At 39.4% G+C, this 23,630-nt stretch carries 24 protein-coding genes; 10 read left to right on the plus strand and 14 right to left on the minus strand.

The features are described 5' to 3' along the window. Nucleotides 1–126: 126 nt before the first annotated feature. Nucleotides 127–654, minus strand: a complete 528-nt coding sequence (locus QOL76_RS18035; protein WP_283414359.1) for a hypothetical protein — start codon at nt 652–654, stop codon at nt 127–129. A 335-nt stretch (nt 655–989) separates the two neighbouring features. On the opposite strand from QOL76_RS18035, the gene QOL76_RS18040 reads away from it, so the two are divergent. Next, a complete protein-coding gene (locus QOL76_RS18040; protein ID WP_283414360.1) occupies nt 990–1,841 on the plus strand; it encodes a hydroxymethylglutaryl-CoA lyase in 852 nt (283 codons plus the stop codon). A gap of 5 nt (nt 1,842–1,846) precedes the next feature. On the opposite strand, the gene dprA is transcribed toward QOL76_RS18040, so the two are convergent. The 13 genes from dprA to QOL76_RS18105 all read right to left on the minus strand — a co-directional run bounded on the left by dprA (nt 1,847) and on the right by QOL76_RS18105 (nt 14,262). Further along, entirely contained in the window at nt 1,847–2,974 is a 1,128-nt protein-coding gene (gene dprA, locus QOL76_RS18045) for a DNA-processing protein DprA (RefSeq protein WP_346771420.1), read from the minus strand. Next, nucleotides 2,946–3,299 carry a MerR family transcriptional regulator gene (locus QOL76_RS18050; protein ID WP_283414361.1) on the minus strand — a complete coding sequence of 118 codons (354 nt, stop codon included), beginning with the start codon at nt 3,297–3,299 and terminating at the stop codon, nt 2,946–2,948. The genes dprA and QOL76_RS18050 overlap by 29 nt, the downstream gene beginning before the upstream one ends. An 88-nt stretch (nt 3,300–3,387) precedes the next feature. After that, a complete protein-coding gene (locus QOL76_RS18055) occupies nt 3,388–4,092 on the minus strand; it encodes an RsmE family RNA methyltransferase (protein WP_283414362.1) in 705 nt (234 codons plus the stop codon). A gap of 76 nt (nt 4,093–4,168) precedes the next feature. Continuing rightward, the gene (locus QOL76_RS18060; protein ID WP_283414363.1) at nt 4,169–5,947 is read right to left on the minus strand and encodes a DEAD/DEAH box helicase; all 1,779 of its coding nucleotides are present in this window, start codon (nt 5,945–5,947) and stop codon (nt 4,169–4,171) included. Nucleotides 5,948–6,510: 563 nt separating this feature from the next. After that, nucleotides 6,511–7,302 (minus strand): queuosine precursor transporter, encoded by a 792-nt coding sequence (locus QOL76_RS18065; RefSeq protein WP_283414364.1) that lies wholly within the window; start codon nt 7,300–7,302, stop codon nt 6,511–6,513. After that, nucleotides 7,299–8,216, minus strand: a complete 918-nt coding sequence (locus QOL76_RS18070; protein WP_283414365.1) for a ribonuclease Z — start codon at nt 8,214–8,216, stop codon at nt 7,299–7,301. The genes QOL76_RS18065 and QOL76_RS18070 overlap by 4 nt, the downstream gene beginning before the upstream one ends. Further along, entirely contained in the window at nt 8,213–8,599 is a 387-nt protein-coding gene (locus QOL76_RS18075) for an STAS domain-containing protein (protein ID WP_283414366.1), read from the minus strand. Before QOL76_RS18075 ends, QOL76_RS18070 begins: the two co-directional genes overlap by 4 nt. Before the next feature lie 19 nt (nt 8,600–8,618). Continuing rightward, the gene (locus tag QOL76_RS18080) at nt 8,619–9,557 is read right to left on the minus strand and encodes a phosphoribosylaminoimidazolesuccinocarboxamide synthase (RefSeq protein WP_283414367.1); all 939 of its coding nucleotides are present in this window, start codon (nt 9,555–9,557) and stop codon (nt 8,619–8,621) included. 59 nt (nt 9,558–9,616) lie between these two features. Continuing rightward, nucleotides 9,617–10,702 (minus strand): toxin-antitoxin system YwqK family antitoxin, encoded by a 1,086-nt coding sequence (locus QOL76_RS18085; RefSeq protein ID WP_283414368.1) that lies wholly within the window; start codon nt 10,700–10,702, stop codon nt 9,617–9,619. 56 nt (nt 10,703–10,758) lie between these two features. After that, a complete protein-coding gene (locus QOL76_RS18090; RefSeq protein ID WP_283414460.1) occupies nt 10,759–11,937 on the minus strand; it encodes an acetyl-CoA C-acyltransferase in 1,179 nt (392 codons plus the stop codon). A 95-nt stretch (nt 11,938–12,032) separates the two neighbouring features. Next, on the minus strand, nt 12,033–12,662 hold the full coding sequence (locus QOL76_RS18095; protein WP_283414369.1) for a hypothetical protein: 630 nt from the start codon (nt 12,660–12,662) through the stop codon (nt 12,033–12,035). Continuing rightward, nucleotides 12,652–13,296, minus strand: coding sequence for a hypothetical protein (locus QOL76_RS18100; protein WP_283414370.1), 645 nt, complete (start codon nt 13,294–13,296; stop codon nt 12,652–12,654). The genes QOL76_RS18095 and QOL76_RS18100 overlap by 11 nt, the downstream gene beginning before the upstream one ends. Then, nucleotides 13,297–14,262, minus strand: a complete 966-nt coding sequence (locus tag QOL76_RS18105; protein WP_283414371.1) for a VWA domain-containing protein — start codon at nt 14,260–14,262, stop codon at nt 13,297–13,299. 143 nt (nt 14,263–14,405) lie between these two features. Between QOL76_RS18105 and QOL76_RS18110 the strand changes: the two genes are divergently transcribed. The 9 genes from QOL76_RS18110 (at nt 14,406) to QOL76_RS18155 (ending at nt 23,385) form a co-directional block, all read left to right on the plus strand. Beyond that, on the plus strand, nt 14,406–16,808 hold the full coding sequence (locus tag QOL76_RS18110; protein WP_283414372.1) for a TonB-dependent receptor: 2,403 nt from the start codon (nt 14,406–14,408) through the stop codon (nt 16,806–16,808). Nucleotide 16,809: 1 nt separating this feature from the next. Further along, nucleotides 16,810–17,646, plus strand: a complete 837-nt coding sequence (locus QOL76_RS18115; RefSeq protein ID WP_283414373.1) for a DUF4249 family protein — start codon at nt 16,810–16,812, stop codon at nt 17,644–17,646. 756 nt (nt 17,647–18,402) lie between these two features. Beyond that, nucleotides 18,403–18,774: a BlaI/MecI/CopY family transcriptional regulator gene (locus QOL76_RS18120; RefSeq protein WP_283414374.1), complete on the plus strand. Its 372-nt coding sequence runs from the start codon at nt 18,403–18,405 to the stop codon at nt 18,772–18,774. Next, the gene (locus QOL76_RS18125; RefSeq protein ID WP_283414375.1) at nt 18,774–20,039 is read left to right on the plus strand and encodes a M56 family metallopeptidase; all 1,266 of its coding nucleotides are present in this window, start codon (nt 18,774–18,776) and stop codon (nt 20,037–20,039) included. The genes QOL76_RS18120 and QOL76_RS18125 overlap by 1 nt, the downstream gene beginning before the upstream one ends. A 112-nt stretch (nt 20,040–20,151) precedes the next feature. Next, on the plus strand, nt 20,152–20,523 hold the full coding sequence (locus QOL76_RS18130; RefSeq protein ID WP_283414376.1) for a BlaI/MecI/CopY family transcriptional regulator: 372 nt from the start codon (nt 20,152–20,154) through the stop codon (nt 20,521–20,523). Further along, a complete protein-coding gene (locus tag QOL76_RS21285; RefSeq protein WP_377918588.1) occupies nt 20,523–21,866 on the plus strand; it encodes a M56 family metallopeptidase in 1,344 nt (447 codons plus the stop codon). The genes QOL76_RS18130 and QOL76_RS21285 overlap by 1 nt, the downstream gene beginning before the upstream one ends. Before the next feature lie 72 nt (nt 21,867–21,938). Continuing rightward, nucleotides 21,939–22,364, plus strand: coding sequence for an energy transducer TonB (locus QOL76_RS18145; RefSeq protein WP_283414377.1), 426 nt, complete (start codon nt 21,939–21,941; stop codon nt 22,362–22,364). A gap of 67 nt (nt 22,365–22,431) precedes the next feature. After that, a complete protein-coding gene (locus QOL76_RS18150; protein ID WP_283414378.1) occupies nt 22,432–22,848 on the plus strand; it encodes an energy transducer TonB in 417 nt (138 codons plus the stop codon). A 99-nt stretch (nt 22,849–22,947) separates the two neighbouring features. Beyond that, nucleotides 22,948–23,385: a hypothetical protein gene (locus tag QOL76_RS18155; protein WP_283414379.1), complete on the plus strand. Its 438-nt coding sequence runs from the start codon at nt 22,948–22,950 to the stop codon at nt 23,383–23,385. Nucleotides 23,386–23,630: the final 245 nt, after the last annotated feature.

Here is a 23,630-nt window from a genome sequence, read left to right on the forward strand (position 1 = left end):
ATTGCTTTGGTTTAAATCTTTCCAAACCAGAATTTCTGAAATTCTTAGATCAACATGTTTTTTGAAAAAGTAAAAAAAAATCCTTCTGGAATCATTCCAGAAGGATTTCTAGTTTATTGAGTGAAATTAATCTTTGCTTAATTTCATTGAGATCTCTTCATATTTTTTCTTGGTCTCATCACCGAGTTTATCGAAGTTTTTCTCTAACCAATCCAAACTTTCTTGGGTGGTTTCTTCTAAATCTTCAGCTGTATTCTTTGTTCCTTTTTCAATATCTGAAGAAGTCTTATCCCACCATGTTTCCACATTATTCATGTGCATTTCGGCAGTTCTTTCAAAGTTCTCAGATTCAGCCTTAGCGTTTTTCACTACAGTTTCGTAGCGCTCTTCGATCATTTCAAGATTGTCATCTTCTACTTTCAAGTCATCATACACCTTTTCAGCTCTATTTTCAAGGCTGTCAAAACGCTCATCGATTACTGACCAGTTGTGTACTGGAACTATTTTAACTGCGTTTTCTACGCTATCTACATAATTCTCAAGGTTAGAAGTTACTTCTACACGGTCTTGTTCAGTGTAATTTTTCGTCTCACATGAGTACAATGCTACTGTGGCTACTGCTGCCCCGATAATTAAATTTACTTTCGTTTTCATTTCTAAATTGGTTTGGTTGTAAAAAGGTTGTTAGTGGTTAAAATCTATTGCATCTAATACAATACTGAATCCAATCCTATAGTTAGCTTGTAGGAATCATAAAAAGGGTCATTACGATTAATTAAGGCACTTTTTAGGGGTTGAAGGCGTTTTTTGACGATTAGTTATATTCCCCACTTTATGATAATTATTACCCAAGTTTTCCAAAATCTGTCCAGGTCTTGGGTGATTCTAGAGGTTTTTTGTTTAACCGACAAAGCAAAAATCTACTATAGGTCATAGCACAAACTTGAGGATCTCAGTCCTACAGTAATTGATCTTTGGTAACTTTAGCTATGATTAAATTGATAGAATGTCCTCGGGACGCAATGCAGGGAATACCTGAGTTTATTGATACCGCGATTAAGGCGGCTTATATCAATCAACTTTTGGAGGCGGGGTTTGACACGGTGGATTTCGGGAGTTTTGTGAGTCCTAAAGCAATACCTCAAATGCGTGATACGGCCGAGGTTTTAGAACTTCTCGATCTACATAATTCAAAAAGCAAACTTTTAGCGATTGTTGCGAATGTCAGAGGAGCAACCGATGCATTACAATTTCAAGAAATCGATTACTTAGGTTTTCCGCTGTCTGTATCAGAGACTTTCCAACAGAGAAACACGAATGCAAGTATTCAGCAAGCATTGGGGAAAGTTGAAGAAATTCAGAATCTCTGCGAAGTGAAGGGGAAAACCTTGGTGACTTACTTAAGCATGGGCTTTGGGAATCCTTATGGAGATCCCTATTCTCCAGAGTTGGTTGCAGAGTTTGTGGAGAAATTGGATCAGCTGGGTGTTAAAATTATTTCTTTATCTGATACGATTGGAGTAGCTGATCCAGAATTGATTACAAGTCTATTGAGTTTTCAGATTACTACTTTTCCTCACATTGAATTTGGTGCGCATCTGCATAGTAAGCATGAGCATATTGCAGCGAAGGTTAGGGCAGGAGTAAAGGCTGGTTGCAAAAGATTTGATGGTGCTCTGAAAGGATTTGGTGGTTGCCCTATGGCTGATGATGAGCTGGTGGGCAATATGGCTACTGAAGTGATGGTTGAGACATTGGAGTCTGATGGTCTTGATTTAGGGCTTAATAAAGTGGAATTTGGAGAGGCAATGAAATTGGCGAATTTTGTATTCAATCCATAAAATTGCTAAACCAACAACCTATACTTCTTCCCAGGTAAGGACTTTACAATCCCTTCAAACTCTAAAGCCAGAAGTTTAGAAGATAGCAATCCCAAAGGGATTTCTGTGGTTATGCTCAAAGAATCAATTTCTACTTCTCCTTTATCCTGTAAAAGCTTCAAAATAGCCTGATCATCCACATCTCTGTGGGTCAAGTCAAGTTGAGGCTTTTGAGTTTTTATTTCACCAGGTTTGCTCCAAAACAGAGCTTCTACTACGTCATTTGGCCCGGTATATATATTTGCCTTCATTTTCTTAATTAGCAAATTGCAACCCTCGCTGTATTGGGATTGCAGGTTTCCTGGCACAGCAAAGACATCTTTGTCATAGCTGTAAGCAATTTCAGCTGTGATTAGGGCACCCCCTTTTTCGGCTGCTTCTACTACAATTAGCGCATCGGAAAGGCTAGCTATAATTCGGTTGCGTGCTGGGAAGTTTCCCGGAACCATGGTGCTACTTGGCGAATATTCACTAATTACAGCCCCTGTCTCTAAAATCGATTCTGCAGTTTTCCGATGAACTGCAGGATAAATCCTTCCGATTGGAGAGCCCATCACTGCAATCGTAGGAAGTCCAACTGCCAAAGCAGCCCGGTGAGCCTCTATATCAATACCATAAGCTAATCCTGAAATAATAGTAGGTTGGTAAACTGCCAAGTCTTCAATGATCTTTCTTGTGGCTGATTTACCATAATTTGTCGCACTTCTTGTACCGACGATTCCAATACTTCTATCAAAATTCAGATCAGTTTTTCCCTGAGCGAAAATCACCACAGGTGAATCCTCTTGCATTTTAAAGCGCTGAGGAAAATCAGGATGAAGTGGAGTGAGGATATGGAAGTGCTTTTTTGCACATTCATTAATCAGGTCATCCGCTTTTCGAAGTAACTCGGATTCTTGAATTCTTAAGGTTAAAAGCTTTTCTCCGACTTTGGGAGTCTTGGCCACTTTGCCTTTTGGGAGTTTGAAAAAATTAGTAGCTGACCCTGAATAGGCGATAATAGCTTTAAATACACCAGGTCCAATTTTAGGAGCTAAGGATAATGCTAGAAAGTAACGTAAATCCTCATGAGCCTGATTTAGCATTGAATTCATCCCGGATATTGATTAAAAAATCTTTGATCTCCTGAAGCCTTTGCACGGCTTGTACCTTATCAAATCCTTGCTCTTTTCCCGCTTTGATCACTTCTTGAGCTCCCTGAAGCGTGTATCCTTTTTCTTTAACCAGATGATAGATGTATTTGATCTTCTGGATATCGATCTTAGTGTAGCGACGATTGCCTTTTCTGTCTTTCTTAGGACGGATGATATCAAACTCACCTTCCCAATAGCGAATTAATGAAGGCGCAACTTTGAACATTTGCGCTACTTCCCCTATGGAATGATATTTCTTTTCTATTTCTCGCTCTTTGTACGGCACGGTAAAAATTGTCTTTGACTCTAAATTAATGAAAATGCTATAAGTTCTTCAACAAGAACTTTAACTGAACAAGAAAAAAACGATTATTTTATCTATTTAGTGTTTGAAGCATCTGAACTGCTGCAAGTCCAGCAGTCTCAGTTCGTAATCTTGCTCGTCCCAAAGATACTGGCTTAAACCCTGCTCTAAAAGCTTTTTCAATTTCGATTGGATCAAAATCACCTTCTGGGCCTATTAAAACTAAATATTTCCCATTTGCTTCTGCGCTGTCAAACAAATGGTGATCGTGATTCTCATCTACGTATGCAATGAATTTCTGATAATCTTCGAATTCTTTAGAATTCAAGATCTCATCTAGTTTGGAAATGGGATTAAGAGTAGGGATTCTATATTTTAAGCTTTGCTTGCATGCAGAAATAATCTTTTTTTCCAGTCGGTCAGTTTTAAGGTAGGTTCTTTCCGAATTCATGGTCTCCAAAAGGGTCAATTCATGGAAACCTATCTCAGTGATTTTTTCCACCATCCACTCCATACGATCTGGACTTTTGGTTGGCGCAATTGCCAAATGAATATGAAAAGATTCTACTTCAACTTCATTGGTTTGCAGAACTTTCAAACTGGTCTTCTTAGGGTTTGCTTCCAGGATTACACATTCGAAAAGTTTGCCAGCACCATCGGTTACATTCACATGGTCTCCTTGCTTTTTACGAAGTACACGACAGAGATGCTTGGACTCGTCCGGATCTAAATGGATAAGTGGGGGGCTGATGTTTTCTTGAAAAAAGAGCTGCATATGGAATTTTCTTAGACACAAAAAAAGCACATTTCCTTAGAAATGTGCCTTAGTACCATATAAACCTTATAACCTATTAACCTTTTGAAATTTCCATGTTGACAGACTTACCTTTGATGGTGTTGTTTCTCATTCCGTCAATCACCTGATTGGCATCTTTAGAAGGAACATCCACAAAAGAGAAGTTGTCATAAATATCAATTCCTCCGATGCTACGTCCTGGTACGCCAGTTTCACCCGCAATCGCACCGACGATATCATTTGGACGGATTCTGTCTTTTTTACCAAGGTTTAAGAATAGACGAGTCATGTTTGCTTCGCGAACTCTTTCTGGTCTTTTACCACCATCTCTAGAGCCACCGTCACGAGATCCGAATTCTCTTCTTCTCTCACCACCTCTTTCGCTTCTCTCTCCTCTTTCAAATCTTCCGCCTCTTTCTCCACCTCTTTCGAATCTTCCGCCACGTTCGCCTCTTCCGCCGTCACGTCCACCTTCTCTTCTTCTATCGTTACCATAAGTATCGATGCTGAAGTTTTGCTCGCTCATTTCTTTCACTGAGTCACCCATCGCTAACTTCATCAAACCAACAGCTACCTGATCGATGGTAAGACCTTCAGCAAGCATTTGTCCGATAGTTGCTTCGAAGATTTGATTGTCTTCTTCTTTCTGAACTTGTTCTGTTACGCTTTTCACGAATTGAGCTTTTTTCAATTCGATCAAATCAGCAGCAGAAGGAGGGGACATCTTTGTGATGGTAGCTTTGGTGTATCTTTCCAAATCTCTCATCTTAAAGTTATCTCTTCTACCTGTTACGAAGTTGATTGCTTTACCATTTCTACCTGCACGGCCTGTACGACCGATACGGTGTACGTAATATTCTTCGTCTAATGGAAGGTCGTAATTGAATACCGCCTCTACATTGTCAACGTCAATTCCTCTTGCAGCTACGTCAGTTGCAACAAGTACTTTGCAATGTCCCTTACGGAACTTGCCCATTACCTTATCACGCTGAGCTTGAGAAAGGTCACCGTGAAGTGCATCAGCAGCAATTCCTCTAGCGATCAAGCCTTCAGTAACTTCATCTACCATACGCTTAGTATTACAGAATACTACGCTTAGGTTGATGTTGTGAACATTCATCAAACGAGCCATCAATTCCAATTTCAATGGATTCTTAACTTCGTAATACGTTTGTTCTATGTTAGAAACAGTCAATTCCTTCTTGTCGATTTTTACAATCTCAGGATTAGTCTGATATTTTCTAGTCAAGTCCATGATAGGTCTTGCCATAGTAGCAGAGAAGAAAACAGTCTGTCTTTCTTCCGGCATCTCCTGAAGGATAGCTTCGATATCATCTCTGAAGCCCATATCTAGCATCTCATCAGCCTCATCCAATACTAGGATGCCAACTGAGTCAAGCTTCAATGTGCCACGGTTGATGTGATCTTGTACACGGCCTGGAGTACCTACTACTATCTGAACTCCTTTACGAAGAACTCTGATCTGACGATCGATAGACTCACCACCGTAAATAGCTACTGAATTAATTGCTCTGTGATAACGAGCCAATTTTTGAATTTCACCTTCTACCTGAACAGCAAGTTCACGGGTAGGGCAAAGAATGATTGCTTGAGGCTTGTTTTGATCCGCATCGACTAAGTCGATAATCGGAATAGCAAAAGCTGCTGTTTTACCTGTACCAGTTTGAGCCTGTCCGATGACATCTCTTCCCTGAAGTACGAAAGGTATAGCTTGTGATTGAATTGGGGAAGGTTGGGTATAGCCCATCTCTTCCACTGACTTAAGAATTTCCGCAGAAATTCCCAAGTCTGAGAACTTGAGTGTTTGATCCATGATGTTTCCTTAATTTCCCTGCCATTCGGTCCTAATAAATATCCCGACAAGCGACAGTAAGGAATTCACGGCACGAAAAATTGTTCTTTGTCTTATTGACGGTGCAAAAGTATGATTAATAATTTGGAATACCAAACTGTATTCGAAAGTATTTAGAATAATCGTTAAAAAATGAATGATTTGGGAGAAAAATATTTGGTTAGGAGGAGATAGACCTGTTCTTTAAGAATAAAAATTTGTCGAGTAATTGATTTTGTAAGACTGATGTAGCCCTTGTCACTCGGAATAACATTAGCAATCAATTTAAAGCAGAATTGAATTCTGGGCTTTTATTGATCTTGTCTTTGGTAAGTTTTGTTAAAATTAAATTACGAATTATGTATATCCGCTTTACTTCTAGTAAGTTGACAAAAGCAATGTAAGATTTATTAAACTTAAGAATTGAGGGTACTTCGGTCTTCGGTCATCGGTCTTCCAACCTGATAAACAAGGAATCTAGGGTGACTGGTGCCATTTCGGATAATCATATTTCGAATCTTTCAATTTTCCAATCTCGAATCCTATCACAAAAAAGCTTTATTCTCACTCGCTTCCTCAATCATTTCCTCTGCGAGATCTTTACCTAGGTATTTATCAATAATGCCATGGGCAACGTAAAGTAGGGGAGTGAGTACTATCGCAACGGTCATTTTATAGAGGTAATTCATAATTCCCACTGCAATGATTTGGCTGAGACTCCAGTTGCCAAAAACATAAAAAGCTATTCCCAATACGACGAAAGAATCAATAAACTGGCTAACAAGCGTTGATCCTGTTGCTCTAAGCCAGATCTTATTTTCCCCAGTGACCGCTCTTAGTTTTTGAAAAACATACACATCGATTAACTGGCCAAGTAGGAAGGCAGTCAATGAACCGATGATAATTCCCAGGCCTTGACGGAAAATTGTATTGAAGGCATAGCTGATATTGAAGCTATCTCCATCCGGTGTGGTTGAATTCATTTCTAACCAGAAGTCTGCAGGAACCAAATGGGTAACTATCATTATCACGATAAATGCGTATGCAATCAGTCCAGCCGTAAGAAATGAGATCTTTTTTACACCTTTCTTACCAAAATACTCATTGATTATATCAGTGGTGATAAAAACCACTGGCCAAATAATCGCTCCAGCTGTCAAATTGAAATCCAATAAATACGCTCCAAAGAAAGTCCAGTTCACCGGATCAAAACCAAGCGTTTTCTCTGCGGAGAAAATCTTCACGCCGATGATCTCAGCTAAAATCGCATTGGTCAGGAAGATGCTTCCCAGAATGATAAAAAGATTGGTTTTTTTGGACTCCTGAATGCTGTTCATATGGAATAGGATTGACCTTCCTCGCTCAAAATACTAGTTGGAAAAACACTCTTGGCTTCCTCCAATAAAGGTTGGAGATGTACATATCTGGAAGAGAAATGTCCCAAAAGCAACTTCTTCACTTTGCTCATTTTGGCAATTTCCGCAGCTTGAATTGCTGTACTATGAAAGGTCGTAGCCGCTCTTTCGATATTGTCTTCCATAAAAGTAGATTCGTGATATAGTAAATCTACATTTTTCAGATATTGTTTCAATTCAGGGTTGAAAATCGTGTCTGAGCAATAAGCATAGGATCTTAAAGGCGGAAGCGGGTGTGTATACTCCTTTACTTTATAAATCTTTCCATTTTCGTCTTTGTAATTTTCTCCTGATCGAAGTGCCTGAATTGCCGCTAATGGAACTTCAGTTTGCTGCAGTTTCTCTTTAATCATACTCCTTAATCCATGTTTTTCTCTGATCAAAAAACCAGTAGTAGGAAGTCGATGTTTTAGTGGAAAACTGTAGACTTCATAGCGCTTGTCTTCCAAAAGCAAATTCAATCCATCATCATGCGTTTCTACGAAATTCAGCGGATAGGGGAGCTTGGTGTTGCTATATCTGAAATTGGTAGTAATAATTTCATCCAGACCTCGTGGGCCGAAAATAGTAAGGGGCGTTGTGCGTTTTCCTAAACTATAACTTGAGAGCAAGCCTATCAATCCATAGTAATGATCTCCATGAAGATGTGAGATAAAGATATGGTTGATCTTGGAGACTTTGACCTTGAAAGCGCGAGCCTGAAGCTGCATGGCCTCGCCACAATCGAGCAGTAAAAAATCCTGCCCAAATCTAACGACTTGGGCAGTATGGTGTCTTCCATGCACAGGGATGGAAGAGGTATTTCCTAATATGGTGACTTCAAAGTCCGGGATCAACCTTCCTCCTCCTCTTCTTCTTCTTCACCGCTTTCGATTGCATGCATAAAGATGGCTTCGCTCGCCTCTTCAAGAGAGCTTACCAAGTTTAGCTTTTTATCAAGCATTGAGATTTTCAACAATTTCATCACGTGATCCTGCACGCCAGAAATGATGAAAACACCACCGTTTTTACCAAACTCACGATCTCCAACCAGCAATGCGCTAAGTCCTGAAGAATCCACATATTTCACTTCGCTCATGTCCAAAACAAGATTTTCGAAGCCTTCAGCATGAATCGTCAATAATTCAGATTTCAAAACTGGAGCAAGCAATGAATCTAATTTCTCTTCTTGTGGGGTGAAGATGACGTACTGTTCTTTTTTATCAATTGAATATTTCATAGTATAAATTATTGGGCTTTTAGCCTAGGTGTTTAAGGATTGCTTTTTCAATTCTAGACTCTATTTCTGTTGTGTTTGCTTTTTGGAATTTCTCTCCGGTTATTTTTTCGAAGAGCTCAATATAGCGATCAGAGATGCTTTCTACAATTTCGTCCGTCATTTCAGGCACAGATTGTCCTTCCTTGCCCTGAAAACCATTGGAAATCAGCCATTGCCTTACAAATTCCTTTGAAAGCTGTTTCTGCGCAATTCCCTTCGCTTGGTTCTCTTCGTATCCATCTGCGTAGAAATAGCGGGAAGAATCCGGGGTGTGAATTTCGTCGATCAGAAAAATTTTATCCCCAACTTTTCCGAATTCATACTTAGTATCTACCAAAATCAACCCCATTTCATTGGCCATTTCCTGACCTCTTTGAAACAACGCTCTGGTGTATTTTTCTAGTTGCACATAATCCGCTTCACTCACGATTCCCTGCTTGAGAATTTCTTCTCTGGAAATATCCTCGTCGTGTCCTTCGTCAGCTTTAGTGGTAGGTGTGATGATAGGTTCTGGAAATGGATCATTTTCACGCATATGCTCAGGCATGGCAACGCCACAAATTACACGCTTTCCAGCCTTATGCTCTCTTGCCGCATGACCCGACATATAGCCACGTATCACCATCTCAACTTTGAAAGGCTCGCATCTCACACCTATAGTCACATTTGGATCGGGAGTGGAAGTGACCCAGTTAGGCACGATATCGGAAGTAGCAGCAAGGAATTTCGCTGCAATTTGGTTTAACACCTGACCTTTATAGGGAATCGGCTTAGGCAATACCACATCAAAGGCTGAAATTCTATCGGATGCAATCACAACCAATTCTTTGTCAAACATATAAACATCGCGAACTTTACCTTTGTAAAATCCTTGCTGTCCTGGAAATTTAAAGTGGGTTTCTTTGATTGCGTTACTCATCCTTTTATCGTTTGGGCAAAAATAGAAAAAGCTTTGCCTTTCTGGTCTTTCGAGATCTATTATTTATCTGTTTTGTTTCCGTTTTCGTAGAATTCGGTTTTGGTCAGATTCTCATTTTCATCAAAAAACTCTCGCTTTCCGTGTATTTTTCCTTCTTGGAAGCGTCTGATTTCCTCTAACGAACCTTCTTCACGGAATATTCTAACCTCGCCTTGGGCTTTATTATTCAGGTAATTTATCGCAAAATGAACTTGACCGTTTTCATAGTAATTGATCTCTAATACCAGATTTGCATTTTTATCAAAGGTCTTCTTCTGTTCAATTTTCCCAGACGGATAATATTTTTCGGTAGGCTGAATTGGGATTCCTTTTTTGAAAACTGATTTTTCTCTCACTTTTCCATTTTCGTGATAAGATAGTAACTCACCATCTTCATATCCCTTTTTATAGTTTCCTCTTCGTTCGGGAGATCCATCTGGATAATTCAATTCATAAACCCCATCCAGCACTCCGTCGGAATAGTCTATGACTGATAATATCTGACCATCTTCATAATATTGAGTTTCTCTTCCATCTAGTGCTCCATCGGAATAGGTGGCAGTTATAATCAGTTGCCCATTTTCATAAAACTCCTGAAAAAGTCCGTCATAACGACCTGCTGAGAAATATACCTTCGAAGCTTGCTTTCCAGACTCGTAAAAGGTCTCGCTGAGGCCATTTGGTTTATTTGCGATAAAGTTAGTTTTGTCTCTGACTTGCCCAGTTTCATAGTAGGTAATTACCTCCCCGACAATCTGATTGTCCAAATAGGTAGAAGTTTGTTTTAGCTTTCCATCTGGGAAAAAACTCTTTGAGACACCTTCCCTAATATTATTTATAAATGGAGTAATTCTTAACGTGTCACCAGTCGCTGGATGCAAATCAGCAAAAATCCCATTCTTTTGTCCGTTTTTTAATTGGCCGATTTGAATAATATTTCCTTCTTCGTCATAGCGTATGATTTCACCATTTGCCTGACCATTTACTGTGAAATATATTTCTTTGACCAAGGTTTGCTCTTCATCGTAATACGTGCGAATAGTGTCCTGAGCCTTTGTGAATTGGGCAATAGAGCAGTAAAAAACAAGTAAGAGGAGTTTGTTCATAGGATAAAAAGAAACCTCAAGACTGATTGCCTTGAGGTCAAAAGATAAATTTCGGCTTACATTTTTTCAATGACAATAGCAGACGCCCCGCCACCGCCATTGCATATGCCAGCTACGCCGATTTTGCCATTTTTCTGATGTAGAACAGAATTTAATGTGCTGATTATTCTTGCTCCTGAAGCTCCTAATGGATGTCCTAAAGATACAGCACCACCAAATACGTTTACTTTATCATTGTCCAGGTTTAGTTCTTGTTGATTAGCTAAAGCTACGGCGGAGAAGGCTTCATTGATTTCATAAAAATCTATGTCCTCAGTAGTTAACCCAGCGTGCTTGATAGCTTTCGGAATGGCTAGGGCAGGAGCAGTGGTAAACCAAAGTGGGTCTTTCGCAGCATCTGCAAAACCTCTAATCTTCGCCAAAGGCTTTAAACCTAATTCCTCGGCTTTTTCCTTGCTCACCAATACTAATGCTGAAGCTCCATCATTCATCGTGGAAGCATTGGCAGCGGTAACTGTTCCCTCTTTGTCGAATACGGGTCTAAGGGAAGGGATTTTATCAAACATTACGTTCTTATATTCCTCATCCTCATCGATCACGATTGTTTCGCCTTTTCTGCCTTTCATTTCCACCGGAACCACTTCATCTTTGAAGTAACCTTTAGCCCATGAATCGGCAGATCTTTGATAAGATTGGATAGCATATGCATCCTGAGCCTCTCTGGAAATGTTCATCTCTTTGGCAGTATTATCCGCACAGTTTCCCATTGGGAATTTATTATATACTTCGAACAGGCCATCTTTCACCAATCCATCCACGAATTCAGCATTGCCATATTTGTAACCAAATCTTGCCTTTGGTACATAAAAAGGCACATTAGACATGCTTTCCATACCACCTGCTACAACAACGTCATTGATTCCAAGCATAATAGACTGAGCGCCAAACATCACCGCTTTCATGCCGGAGGCACAAACTTTATTCACGGTAGTACAAGGAACATTGTATCCTATTCCCGCGCCTATAGAAGCTTGTCTTGCTGGGGCCTGTCCAAGGTTTGCGGAAATCACATTTCCCATAAAAACTTCCTGAACTGATTCTGCATTAACACCGGCTTTTTCCAAAGCTCCTTTAATGGCGGTGCTGCCTAATTCTATTGCTGTCAAACCAGCTAATTTCCCGCCGAAACTTCCTAAAGGTGTTCTCACAGCCGAAACGATATATACTTCTTTAATCATAGTTATTTGGGTTTAGATTTTAGGTCAGAAGACCGAAGACAGAAGACCGAAGCCACTTCCGTCTCCCGTCTTCTAGCTTCGGTCTTGCTATTTTACCAGTCAGGAATCCCTCTCTTAGGTCTCTCTGTAGCTTTTTTCTTGTTTTGTTGGATATAGCGCAATTCTGCAGCATTCATACTTTCCAGTATTTGTGCAGCTTGCTCAGGAGTCAGGTTCATAGCTTTTAACTTCTCCTTAAACTCCTCCATAGCCTTTTGTTTGTCAGCTAGATTGGCATCTTTTTGATCGTTGGAATTTTCTCCAGGCTTATCCTCACTTTGTTCGGAAGGATCTCCAGACTGAGATTCTTTGGCTTTATCCTCATTGGTTTTCTCGCCATCCTCTTTTTGCTCCTGCTGCTCTCCATCTTCTCCTTGTTGAGAGTTGTCTTTTTGCTCCTGCTTTTCTTCCTGGTTCTGCTGGTCTTGATTCTCTTGGTTTTGTTGATCTTGCTTTTCTTGCTCTTCCTTATCTTTTTCTAGCTTTTCTTTAAGAGCCTGTAGCTTTGGGTCTCCAGGGTATTTGGTCAAGCCATCGTTTACCGTCGCTAATGCCTGATCCTTTTCAGTTTTGACATAGGAACGTGCGGCTCGATTAAAGTATTCTCCTGAAGTTTGTGCTATGGTGCTCGACAGGCTTAGGGTCAATATAAATCCAAGAAGTAATAGGAGTTTATTTTTCATCGATTTCTGTGATTTCTTGAAGACTCGTCATAAAATCTTGATATGCATCAACGGTTTCATCTTGAAGTCTAGCTTCATTCATTAGGTTCAACGCATCTTTGAAGCGGAATTGTTCCACTAGCCTATCTGCCTCTGCTTTCTTACGCTTCGCAAATTCTGATGGTTCGGGCTTATTTTGATCTTCGTTCTTGCGCTCCTCATCACGTTGCAACCACCTTGCCAGTAATTCATAATTGTATCTGGCTACTTCGTTATTAGGATCTTGAATCAACGCAGATTTAAATTTGGAGAGAGCAGGCTCGTATTCCTTTTTATCTCCTAGTAAAACGCCTCCTTGATTGTATGCGAAAGAAGCGAGCATCTTATTTGGCGCTATTGAAGCTTTGTCGTAATAGCCTGCTGCTTCTTCCACTTTCTCAGCAAATTGATTGCTTAATCCGAGATTGTAATCCAGCTCTGGAGAAGTGTACCCAAATTCATCAATAAGGACCTGATGGTTGGTAATTGACTGCTCGTATTCAGCTTTTGCATAGCTTTCTCCTGCCAAATCTATGGCGGAATTCAACCTGGATACACGAGTCCAAGATGCGGGAATCAGAAGAAAAACTGCCAATGTTAGCTTACTCCAATTCATTTATAGTTTGATAGTTTTGATCGGTAAAATCATATCTAGCATAGAAAGAACTAAGCCAGCTAATAAGAAATAGAAGTACTTATTTGCGGAAGCTTCCACCACTCTGGAACCAGTTACACCGCCTTCTACGCGTTCTATTGCTGCTATTAAATCACCAATTTCCTGCACTTCATCTGATATCTCAAAGTACTGACCATTTGTTTCAGAGGCAATTTGCTGTAACGGAGCTCGGTCAAGAACTGTTTGGGCTGGTTTTCCAGTTTGTGGATCTATTACCAAGCCGTTTCCTCTTGGAATGCTACTTCCCCCCTCAGTTCCAATGCCAAGTGAAAACACTTTTATTCCTTCACTATTCAACCGGGAGCCAATTTCGTCCAAATCATCTCCAAAGTTTTCTCCATCAGAGATCAAAATGATTGTTTTGGATTTCACTTCCTGACTTTCATCATTCAAGAATCTTTCTTCTGCCATTTTCAATGGACCATTCAAATCGGTGCCAAAGTTCGGGACCAAACCCGTATTCAATCCATCAATATATAATTGAAGTACGCTTTGATCGAAGGTAAGGGGGCATTGCATAAATGCTTCCGAACTGAAAATAATCAGTCCAATTCTATCTGAAGGAAAGCTTTTGGTAAGATTTTTTAGCTCAAACTTAATTCGCTGAAGGCGACTTGGTCCGATATCAGGGGCATTCATCGATTGGGACAAATCCACAGCAATGAAGATGTCTTTTCCTTCTTCCTGTATTTCTTTCAATGAAGTTCCTATGGATGGACCTGCAAAAGCGATCAGGAATAACACAAAATAGACAGTCCTGATGACCACCTTAGTGAATAGCCTGCGCTTTTCCACCACCAGTTTTCGATTAATCTTCCAGTAGCGAAATAGATAAATAAAATATAGCAAACCGAATATGCCGGCTAGCAAGAGGGTGAGTTTTACGTCCGGATATGCCCAAATCATAGCCTGAAATTATAAAATAAAGATTACTTTAAAAGGAAGAATGCTATAAGTGGTGAAGGTAAATTCAAATGTTATTGATAATTAACAAACATTAATTTTTTTGAATCGTCTAATTTTGAGATTACAATTCAAATAAACGAAGGATGGAGCCATCAGGCAAGCGGAATAAATTCATTTTACTTTCTTTTTTCATTTTACTGTTTTACAGTGCCAGCGCTCAGGAAACTAGCTTTTTCTCCGCTGAAGTCTTGGATGTGACGAATACTTCGCCTCTTCCAGGAGCTAGCGTCTATTGGGAGAATGATGTTTCATCAGGAGTAGTTTCCGATATCAATGGAGTATTTCGGATTGAAATAAAACCTTTACCGGCTCGCCTGATTGTTTCTTTTATAGGGTATGAAACTTCTACTCGTGTCATTACTTCCAAAGACTTGGAGAAAACGCAGCGTTTTTTCCTCAAGCCCGAAGAAATGTCACTCGACGAAATCATAATCCAAGAAAGAAGGCCTGATGAACAAGTGAGAAATATGGAGACAGGCAAGGCTACAATCCCAATAGCTACTATCAAAAATATTCCTGCACTTTTTGGCGAAGTTGATTTGCTGAGAAGTTTGCAGTTGTTACCTGGAGTGCAGACAGCCGGTGAAGGGACTACAGGCTTGTTTGTGAGGGGAGGCTCGGCAGATCAGAATTTAGTGCAATTGGATGGGGCGCCTATCTATAATCCTTCGCACTTCTTTGGCTTCTTTTCGGTCTTTAATCCTGATGCGCTCGATCAAGTTGAGCTTTACAAAGGAAATATGCCGGCTTCCTTTGGGGGAAGACTATCTTCTCTTATAGATGTGACCTTGCGGGAAGGAAATAATGAGCAAATTCACGGTGAAGGAGGGATAGGAAGTATTTCTTCGCGATTGACTTTGGATGGGCCTTTGTTTTCTGATAAATCTACTTTTGTCATTTCTGGTAGAAGGACTTATGCTGACTTGTTTTTGAAGCTTTCCAATGATAAAGACCTCCGAAACAATAAGCTCAATTTTCACGATTTGAGTGGGAAATTATCATTTATTTTAAGTGAAAAAGATAAGCTGACAGTTTCCAGCTATCAAGGGAGTGATTTTTTGGGACTTGACGATCAATTTGGTTTGGGTTGGAGCAACTGGATTTCCTCAGCTCAATGGAGTAGAAATATCTCCGAAAAGCTATTCTTTGATTTACAGGGGTATCATTCCCGCTATGACTACCAAGTTGAATTTGATGATCCTAATACAGGTTTTGAATGGAAAAATAAACTATCAGAAACGGGCCTAAAAGGGCAGTGGACCTTGCTGACTAGTGATAAGATCCAAAGCTATTGGGGATTCCAAAGTCAGCTGTATCATTTTGCTCCTATAGAATTGAATCCTGCAGCTGATAGTAACATACAGCCTATAGTGACCAATCCGAAAAATGGATTTTTGAACAGTGCATTCGCAGGTGTTACTTACGAGCTCACTCCTAAATTGAGCACCGAAGCTGGACTTAGATGGGGATTTTTCAACCAAATAGGAAAAGGCGTGGACTATATTTATGAAAATTCTATCGTTGGGCCAGACAGCCCTGTAATAGATACGGTGAATTATAGTACACTTGAGAACATGAAATTTTATCAAGGATTGGAACCTAGGATTGCTTTTCGATACCTTATCAACGATGAGTTCTCCGTGAAAGCGGCGTATAACCGGAATTTTCAATATGTACAAATAGCTTCAAATTCCTCAGCAGGTCTTCCCATCGATCGATGGATTTTGGCAGGAACATATGTTCCACCGATTCGATCAGATCAGGTTTCTTTGGGCTTATTTAGGAATTTCGACGAAAACCGTTGGGAATTTTCTGTGGAAGGGTATTACAAAGATCTGCAAAATGTCATAGACCTAAGAAATGGAGCTCAAGTGTTGTTTACAGATAATGTGGAAACAGAACTTCTCACAGGAAAAGGTTGGTCTTATGGTGCTGAGTTTTTATTGAGAAAAAATATTGGAAGAACTACTGGATGGTTAGCCTATACTTACTCCAGGACTTGGAGGAAAATAACTGACATCTCTAAGGGGCAGAAATACAATCCTCGATTTGATAGACCTCATGACATCACGCTGGTCTTGAATCATGAGTTTTCTCCTTCTTGGTCAGCCGGTCTTACTTTCATATATACCACTGGGCAGGCAGTGTCCTTTCCGATTGGTGTATATGATTTAGATAATCAATCTGTTCCCTTGTATTCAGATTACAGAAATGAAGACCGTTTTCCGGATTATCACCGAATGGACGCTTCGGTCACTTGGAAAAATGCTGACAAAGGGAGGAAATGGAAGGGGAGTTGGAACTTCTCTGTTTATAATCTGTATGGAAGAAAAAACCCATTTGCATATGAATTCAGAGAGATTTATAATGATGACTTCAGATATGACAGTAGTGAAGACGGTCCAATAGTTTCAACCCGCCAAGGCATAGTAATGACTTACCTCTTCACATTTTTACCATCAATCACCTATAATTTTCAGTTTTAACATGAAGAGATTTTGGATCTTGATACTAGCAATAGCTGCTTTTTCCTGTCAGGAAGAAGTGTTCTTGCCTTTGGCGACTATTGATGGGGATGTGCCAGTGATAGAGGCTACTTGGACAGATAATAGCTATTACAATGAAGTCCGTGTCTCACTGGCTGAGGATTATTTTGACACCTTGGAGACTCAGGTAATATCTGATGCGGAGGTATTTATATCTGAAGAAGGAAGCGCTCGTAAAATCCCTTTCGCTTATAATGTGTATTCAAATAGCTATTTGCCACTAAATTCCGGAGAGAAAGCAGAGGTGGGGGAGAAGTATCAGCTTACTGTGCGTTGGAATAATAATGTGTTCACGTCATCAGGTACTCTTTTGGCTCCTCCTACTGTGGATAGTGTTACTTATGAATACCAAGAAGAAAGGCTTTTTAGAGATGAAGGCTATTACATTAAAGTCTATGGGGAAATCCCGTTTGAAACAGATAATTATTATAGAATCAGAGTAATTGAGAATGATACCTTAAAGAACAATAGGGATGATTATTTGCTTTTTGACGACACATTTGGGTTAAAATTTTTTGAGGAGGGGCTGGAGCTGAATTATTCCTTCGACGAAGGGGATAAAATCAGGCTTGAGCTTTTTAGAATGAATGATAGTTCCTATGAATATTTAACTCAATTGGTCAACTTACTCTATAATGACGGTGGTTTGTTCTCACCTCCTCCACAAAATCCAGCTTCAAATATTCTAGTAGAAAGTGGTGATTCTGAGGTGTTGGGGTTTTTTAATGTGGCGTCTGTGCTTACTAGAACTATCACAATTGAAGATGAAGAAGAGTAGGGCTATTCGAGGAATAGGTATATACTCTTTTGTGCCAGTATGGAGCCAAAAGCAATCTAGGTTATTGTTATTTTCATGATTCAAGTAGCCCGTCAGGAGCTCTTTCAGCTTCAATTTTTTCGCTTCCTTATGGAGTAAATGTTCTGGTCCACATCCTTTTGCTAGAAGTTTGCTAAATCAATAAGAAGTTCATGGATTGCTGAGGAGCTGACAGAGATTTGATTGCCGTTAATTTCTGATTAAGGATTGTTGATATTGGTTATAAACGTGGCGCTGAGATACTTTTGGCGGCTAATAAGCTTTGTGGAAATGTTACTGAGGCAGGAAAATTTAGAAGTGGAGTATCAAAACTCTACCATTGGTTAATCTGGTGTGAACTTCCTCTTATCTTTTTTGACCTTATACGACGATAGAAATAATCTTCAAATTGGTTTTTGCTCTTATGAGCTGTGATCATGCTGATAGGAATTGTCCTTTTATCTCTGCAGCTGACCTTCATTTCAATTACGAAAACTAAATATGAAGGGCTTTTGAATTCATACCTGTTGAAATCGAAAAAGAGTTAGGGGCTACCTTCCAAATTGGATCTGAGTTATTTTTTGATTTTAATATAGTGTCTCAAAATATTGATTAATAAGGTGGTAATGTTGTTCGAATAATATTCCACTACCGTGATTATCAATTTATATAGCTTAAATTCCGTAGTAATACGAAAAAATCGTAGGATTATTAAAAATTCGTTTATACTTTAGGAATATGAACGAATTGAATAGCAACGAAGAAAGAATCATGCGCATATTTTGGAAACTTGAAAAAGCGCTAGTTCGAGATGTACTTGATGAGTTACCTGATCCAAAACCTCCTTACACCACTTTGGCTTCTTCAATCAAGCTCTTAGAAAAGAAAGGGTATTTGGATCACAAAGCTTACGGGACCACTCACCAATACTTTCCATTGGTTTCCCAAGCTGAATACAGCAAGAAAAGTGTAAACCAATTAGTAAAGCATTTTTTTGAAGGTTCGGTGGGGAATTTCCTATCCTTTATGGTGAAGGAAAATAAGATTTCTGATAAGGAAATTGAAGATATGCAACGTATGATTGATGACATGGACAAACCTGCGGAATAATGAATCTTATCCTAACTTATTTAATTGAAGCAAGTATTTGCGTAGGAATCACGGTGTTGTTTTACAGAGTGGTATTGAGTGGACTTACCTTCTTCTCCCTGAATCGGGTGCTATTGATTGCTATGCTGTTGCTTTCATTTATCATTCCTTTACTGTCTATCCAAATAGGCATTGCTTCTCTTAGTACAGCTGAAATTATCCTCCCTGAATTTCTGGTAGGTAATGTGGTAAAACGAGATTCAGCGAGCTTTACCTGGCAGGAAATTGTCTTTTTGACTTACCTGGCAGGAGTTGTGTTCATGTCTGTCTATCTGATTTTAGGCTATTTCACCTCACAGCGTATGATTGGCAAATCCAAGCTACTTCGCTATCAAAATTATTGGATCGCTGTGCATCCTGAGTTTATTCCTGCCTCCTTTTTTGATTATATACTTCTGCCGGATTTTGATCCAAATCGAACTGATCAGCGCCAGATCATTTTGCATGAATCTGTACACGTGCGCTTAAAACATAGTTGGGATTTGCTATTGATCCAGTTTGCCAAAATCATCTTTTGGTTCAATCCACTGATTTATCAATTTGAAAAATCCCTGAGAGAAGTGCACGAATACCAGGCCGATCGGGGTGTTACTTCTTCCTATTCCAGAAAGGAATATTCCGGTCTTTTGCTTCAGCTGATCACTAGAGGACAAGGCTGGCACTTCATGAATAACTTTAACCAATTTCAAACCAAAAAACGAATTATTATGATGAGTAAACCAGAATCCCAGAAAAAGGAACTGCGTAGATTTTTACTAGCTATTCCTTTATTTGCAGCTTTATTTTTCGTGTTTTCCTGCGAAATAACACCTGAAGAAGAAATGGACGGGCCAATGATGGCTGGTGAAGTAAAAGAAGTAAAAATCGGACCAGCTAATATTCAGGCTAGAACACTGGGTAAAGATGGAGATCCAATCTTTGATGTGGTGGAAACACAGCCAGAACCTCAGGGAGGAATGGCAGCATGGAATGCCTATCTGAGTGAAAACTTAAGCTATCCAGCTCAGGCCAAATCTGAGGGGATAGAAGGCACTGTTATCGTGGTCTTTGTAGTGAATACCGATGGCACTATTTCCGACGTAGAAGTCCTGCGAGGAATTGGAGGAGGTGCTGATGAAGAAGCTGTTCGTGTGGTGGAAAACGCGCCGAATTGGATTTCTGGAAAGCAAAAAGACAATCCAGTGAATACTAGAATGAGACTTCCTATTCGATTTAAGTTAAGTTGATCTGATTGACTGTAAAAAATAACTAATTGATGGTGAGTTGAAAGTCTTTGAAGAGCTAATAGATCGGAGACTCGTCCACCATTCTTAAAAAAATCATACTTAGCCTAGCATCATGAACAATTTGAATAGCAACGAAGAAAGGATCATGCGCATTTTCTGGAAACTTGAAAAAGCGTTGGTACGTGATGTACTTGATGAGCTTCCAGATCCAAAGCCTCCCTATACCACCTTGGCCTCTGCTATAAAACTGCTAGAAAAGAAGGGGTATCTAGACCATAAAGCTTACGGAACCACTCACCAATACTTTCCATTGATTTCCCAAGCGGAATACAGCAAGAAAAGTGTAAACCAATTGGTGAAGCATTATTTCGAAGGTTCTGTGGGGAATTTCCTATCCTTTATGGTGAAGGAGAACAAGATTTCTGATAAGGAGATTGAAGACTTGCAGCGTATGATTGATGACATGGACAAGCCTTCTGAATAATGAATTCAATTATAATCTACTTAGCAGAAGCCAGTATTTGCGTAGGGATTACGGTCTTGTTTTATCATAGTGTATTGAGAGAACTCACCTTCTTTGCGCTGAATCGGGTTCTTTTGATTGGCATGCTGACGCTCTCTATAATAATTCCACTCCTGTCATTTCAAGTGGGCTTTTCATCATTAGCATCGGGAGAAATAACGCTTCCTGAATTTACAGTGGGAGATGTTGTAAAGGGTGATTCTTTGAGCTTTTCCTGGCGGGAGATGGTCTTTTTGACTTACCTAACAGGCGTGGTACTCATGTCAGTTTATCTGAGTTTAGGCTATTTTACTTCTAAACAGATGATACGGAAATCCAAACTGTTTCGCTATCAAAATTATTGGGTAGCAGTACATCCTGAGTTTATGCCTGCCTCATTTTTTGATTACATTCTCCTTCCTGATTTTGATCCAAATAGAGCTGATCAACGTCAGATCATATTGCATGAATCAGTACATGTTCGCTTAAAACATAGTTGGGATTTGCTATTCATCCAGTGTGCCAAAATTATCTTTTGGTTCAATCCGTTGATTTATCAATTTGAAAAAATACTTCGTGAAGTGCATGAATACCAAGCAGATCAAGGTGTGACTTCATCCTTTTCTAGAAGGGAATATTCAGGTCTTTTGCTTCAGCTTATCACCAAAGGAGATGGCTGGCACTTCATGAATAACTTCAACCAATTTCAAACCAAAAAACGAATAATTATGATGAGTAAACCACAATCTCAGAAAAAGGAACTGCGCAGGTTTCTACTCGCAATTCCAGTTTTGGCAGCATTGGTTATCGTGTTTTCCTGTGAAATAACTCCTGAAGAGGAAATGGAAGGGCCAATGATGGCTGGAGAATTAAAATCAGCACAAATAGGTCCTGCTGACCTCTCAGCTAGAAAACTAAGTGATCATGTAGATCAAGTTTTTGATGTAGTTGAAGTTCCCCCACAGCCAATAGGAGGGATATCGGCTTGGCATAAATATCTTTCAAAAACACTTAAATATCCGGCTCAAGCAAGACGCTCCGGGATTCAAGGGACCGTAATTGTTGGATTTATTGTAGAGGAGGATGGTAACCTTGCTAACGTAGAAATTTTAAAAGGATTAGGAGGAGCAGTTGATGAAGAAGCGATCAGGGTTGTAGAAAATGCTGATAATTGGGAGCCAGGAAAGCAGAGGGATCGAGTTGTAAGTACTAGAATGAGATTACCTATACGATTCAAACTTGCCAATAGCGATGCTAAGATTGAATCAACTTCAGTGTCATCTACTGACAATCTGCCTGAAATCGTTGTTGTTGGGTATAATTAGTTGATAATAAATTGATTAACAATTCTCATCAGCTTTCAAACTATTAAGATACACTTAACTAAATCAAAAATTATGAAACCGAAAGTCTATAATTTCTCCTCTAAAACAATTTTACTTCTGGCGACGGCTCTACTTTTCTTCGCTTTTCTTCCAAATCAAACAGCTCAAGCACAAACTGAAGCTGGGGAAGTATTGATGGAAACTGATGAAATGCCTCAACCTAAAGGTGGACTTGATGGCTGGATGGCATACTTGACTGAAAATATGAAGTATCCGGTATTAGCAAAGGAAAAGAATATAGAAGGAACGGTGATCGTCACATTTGTGGTGTTAGAAACTGGAGAAATTGATACTGTGGAAATTCTAAGAGGAATAGGCGGAGGTTGCGATGAGGAAGCAATGCGCTTAGTAAAAGAGTCGCCTAAATGGACACCTGGCAAAAAGGATGGTGAACTGGTCAAGGTAAGAATGAGACTTCCTGTAAGGTTCAAGTTATAAATGCCGGATAAATTTCTGAAAAAGAATAACTACAATCCCTTTGTGAAATATACCTAACCTAAAAAGCATGAAACGAACAACCCATAATTTCCCGCAAAAAGTAATTTCAATTCTTTCAATTTTCCTGCTGCTATTGGTTTTTCTACCTATCCAATTAGCTCAAGCTCAAACTGAAGAAGAGAAGAATGATATTATGCCAATTCCACCAGGAGGCATACAAGGTTGGTATTCTTATCTGGGTGAAAACCTCAAATATCCAGAAAGTGCTAAAGAAAAAGGAGTAGAAGGAGTAGTCATTGTAGAACTTCTGGTAAAAACTGATGGGTCAATTGATAATGTTTCAGTTGTTCGCGGCATTGGCGGAGGTTGTGATGAAGAAGCAATGCGGGTTATCCAAAAGTCGTCCAATTGGACACCAGGCGAAAAAGATGGAAAGCCCGTTAATACGGTGATGAAGATCCCGATAAAATTTGCATTAAGTTAAGTTTTAATTAAAGGTGAAAAACATCCGAAGCTTCTTCGGATGTTTTTTTGTTTATGGGCAAATAAGCTAGTTTAGCATACTTATTTAGCAAATTGACCCATGAATACAACCAAGCTAGCTGGTAATTTTTTATTGCCTATTTCTTTACTGATTTTTTCACTCACTGCTTTTTCATGCAGTGCTGATTTAGAAGATAAAGTTGTTGGAAACTGGCAGGGATATGATTTTCTGTTCCAGAAAACTGAAGGCCCTGATATCGTGGTGACAATCAATGGAGGCTTAGAACAGCATTTGAGAAGTAAGTTGATTTTATCAGATAATGGTACTTTTCAAAAGTTGGTTGGAGAATATGATAATGGGAAAGGAACTTGGGTGGTAGAAGAGGACAAGTTGATTACCACTAATGAAAATGGTGAAAAGCTGATTTATACCTTACTTAAGGTCACTGATAAGGAGTTAATGACATTGCATGAAGTGGATTTAAAAACTCCAGACGGAACATTGAAAGGGAAAATTATACTATCCTACACTCGATAAGCCTGTTTGATGAGAAATAAAATCTATTTTTAGTTGGTCTCATCTGTTCAATGAATTTCTCAAAGTTTAGGTTTGAGCTCCATAATATTCATGAATGGTTTTTTGATTGAGGGCAAATTGAAGTAATTTATCGCCTTAAGTTCTTACCCTAAATAATCTAACCTAAGAAATCATGCAATTATGCAAACTTTATACTGAGGCTTTTCAAAAAGTATGAATTCTTACTGCCATCAAAATTAAATTAT

Origin of the sequence: Algoriphagus winogradskyi, assembly GCF_900182815.1 — a bacterium.
Lineage (GTDB): Bacteria > Bacteroidota > Bacteroidia > Cytophagales > Cyclobacteriaceae > Algoriphagus > Algoriphagus winogradskyi.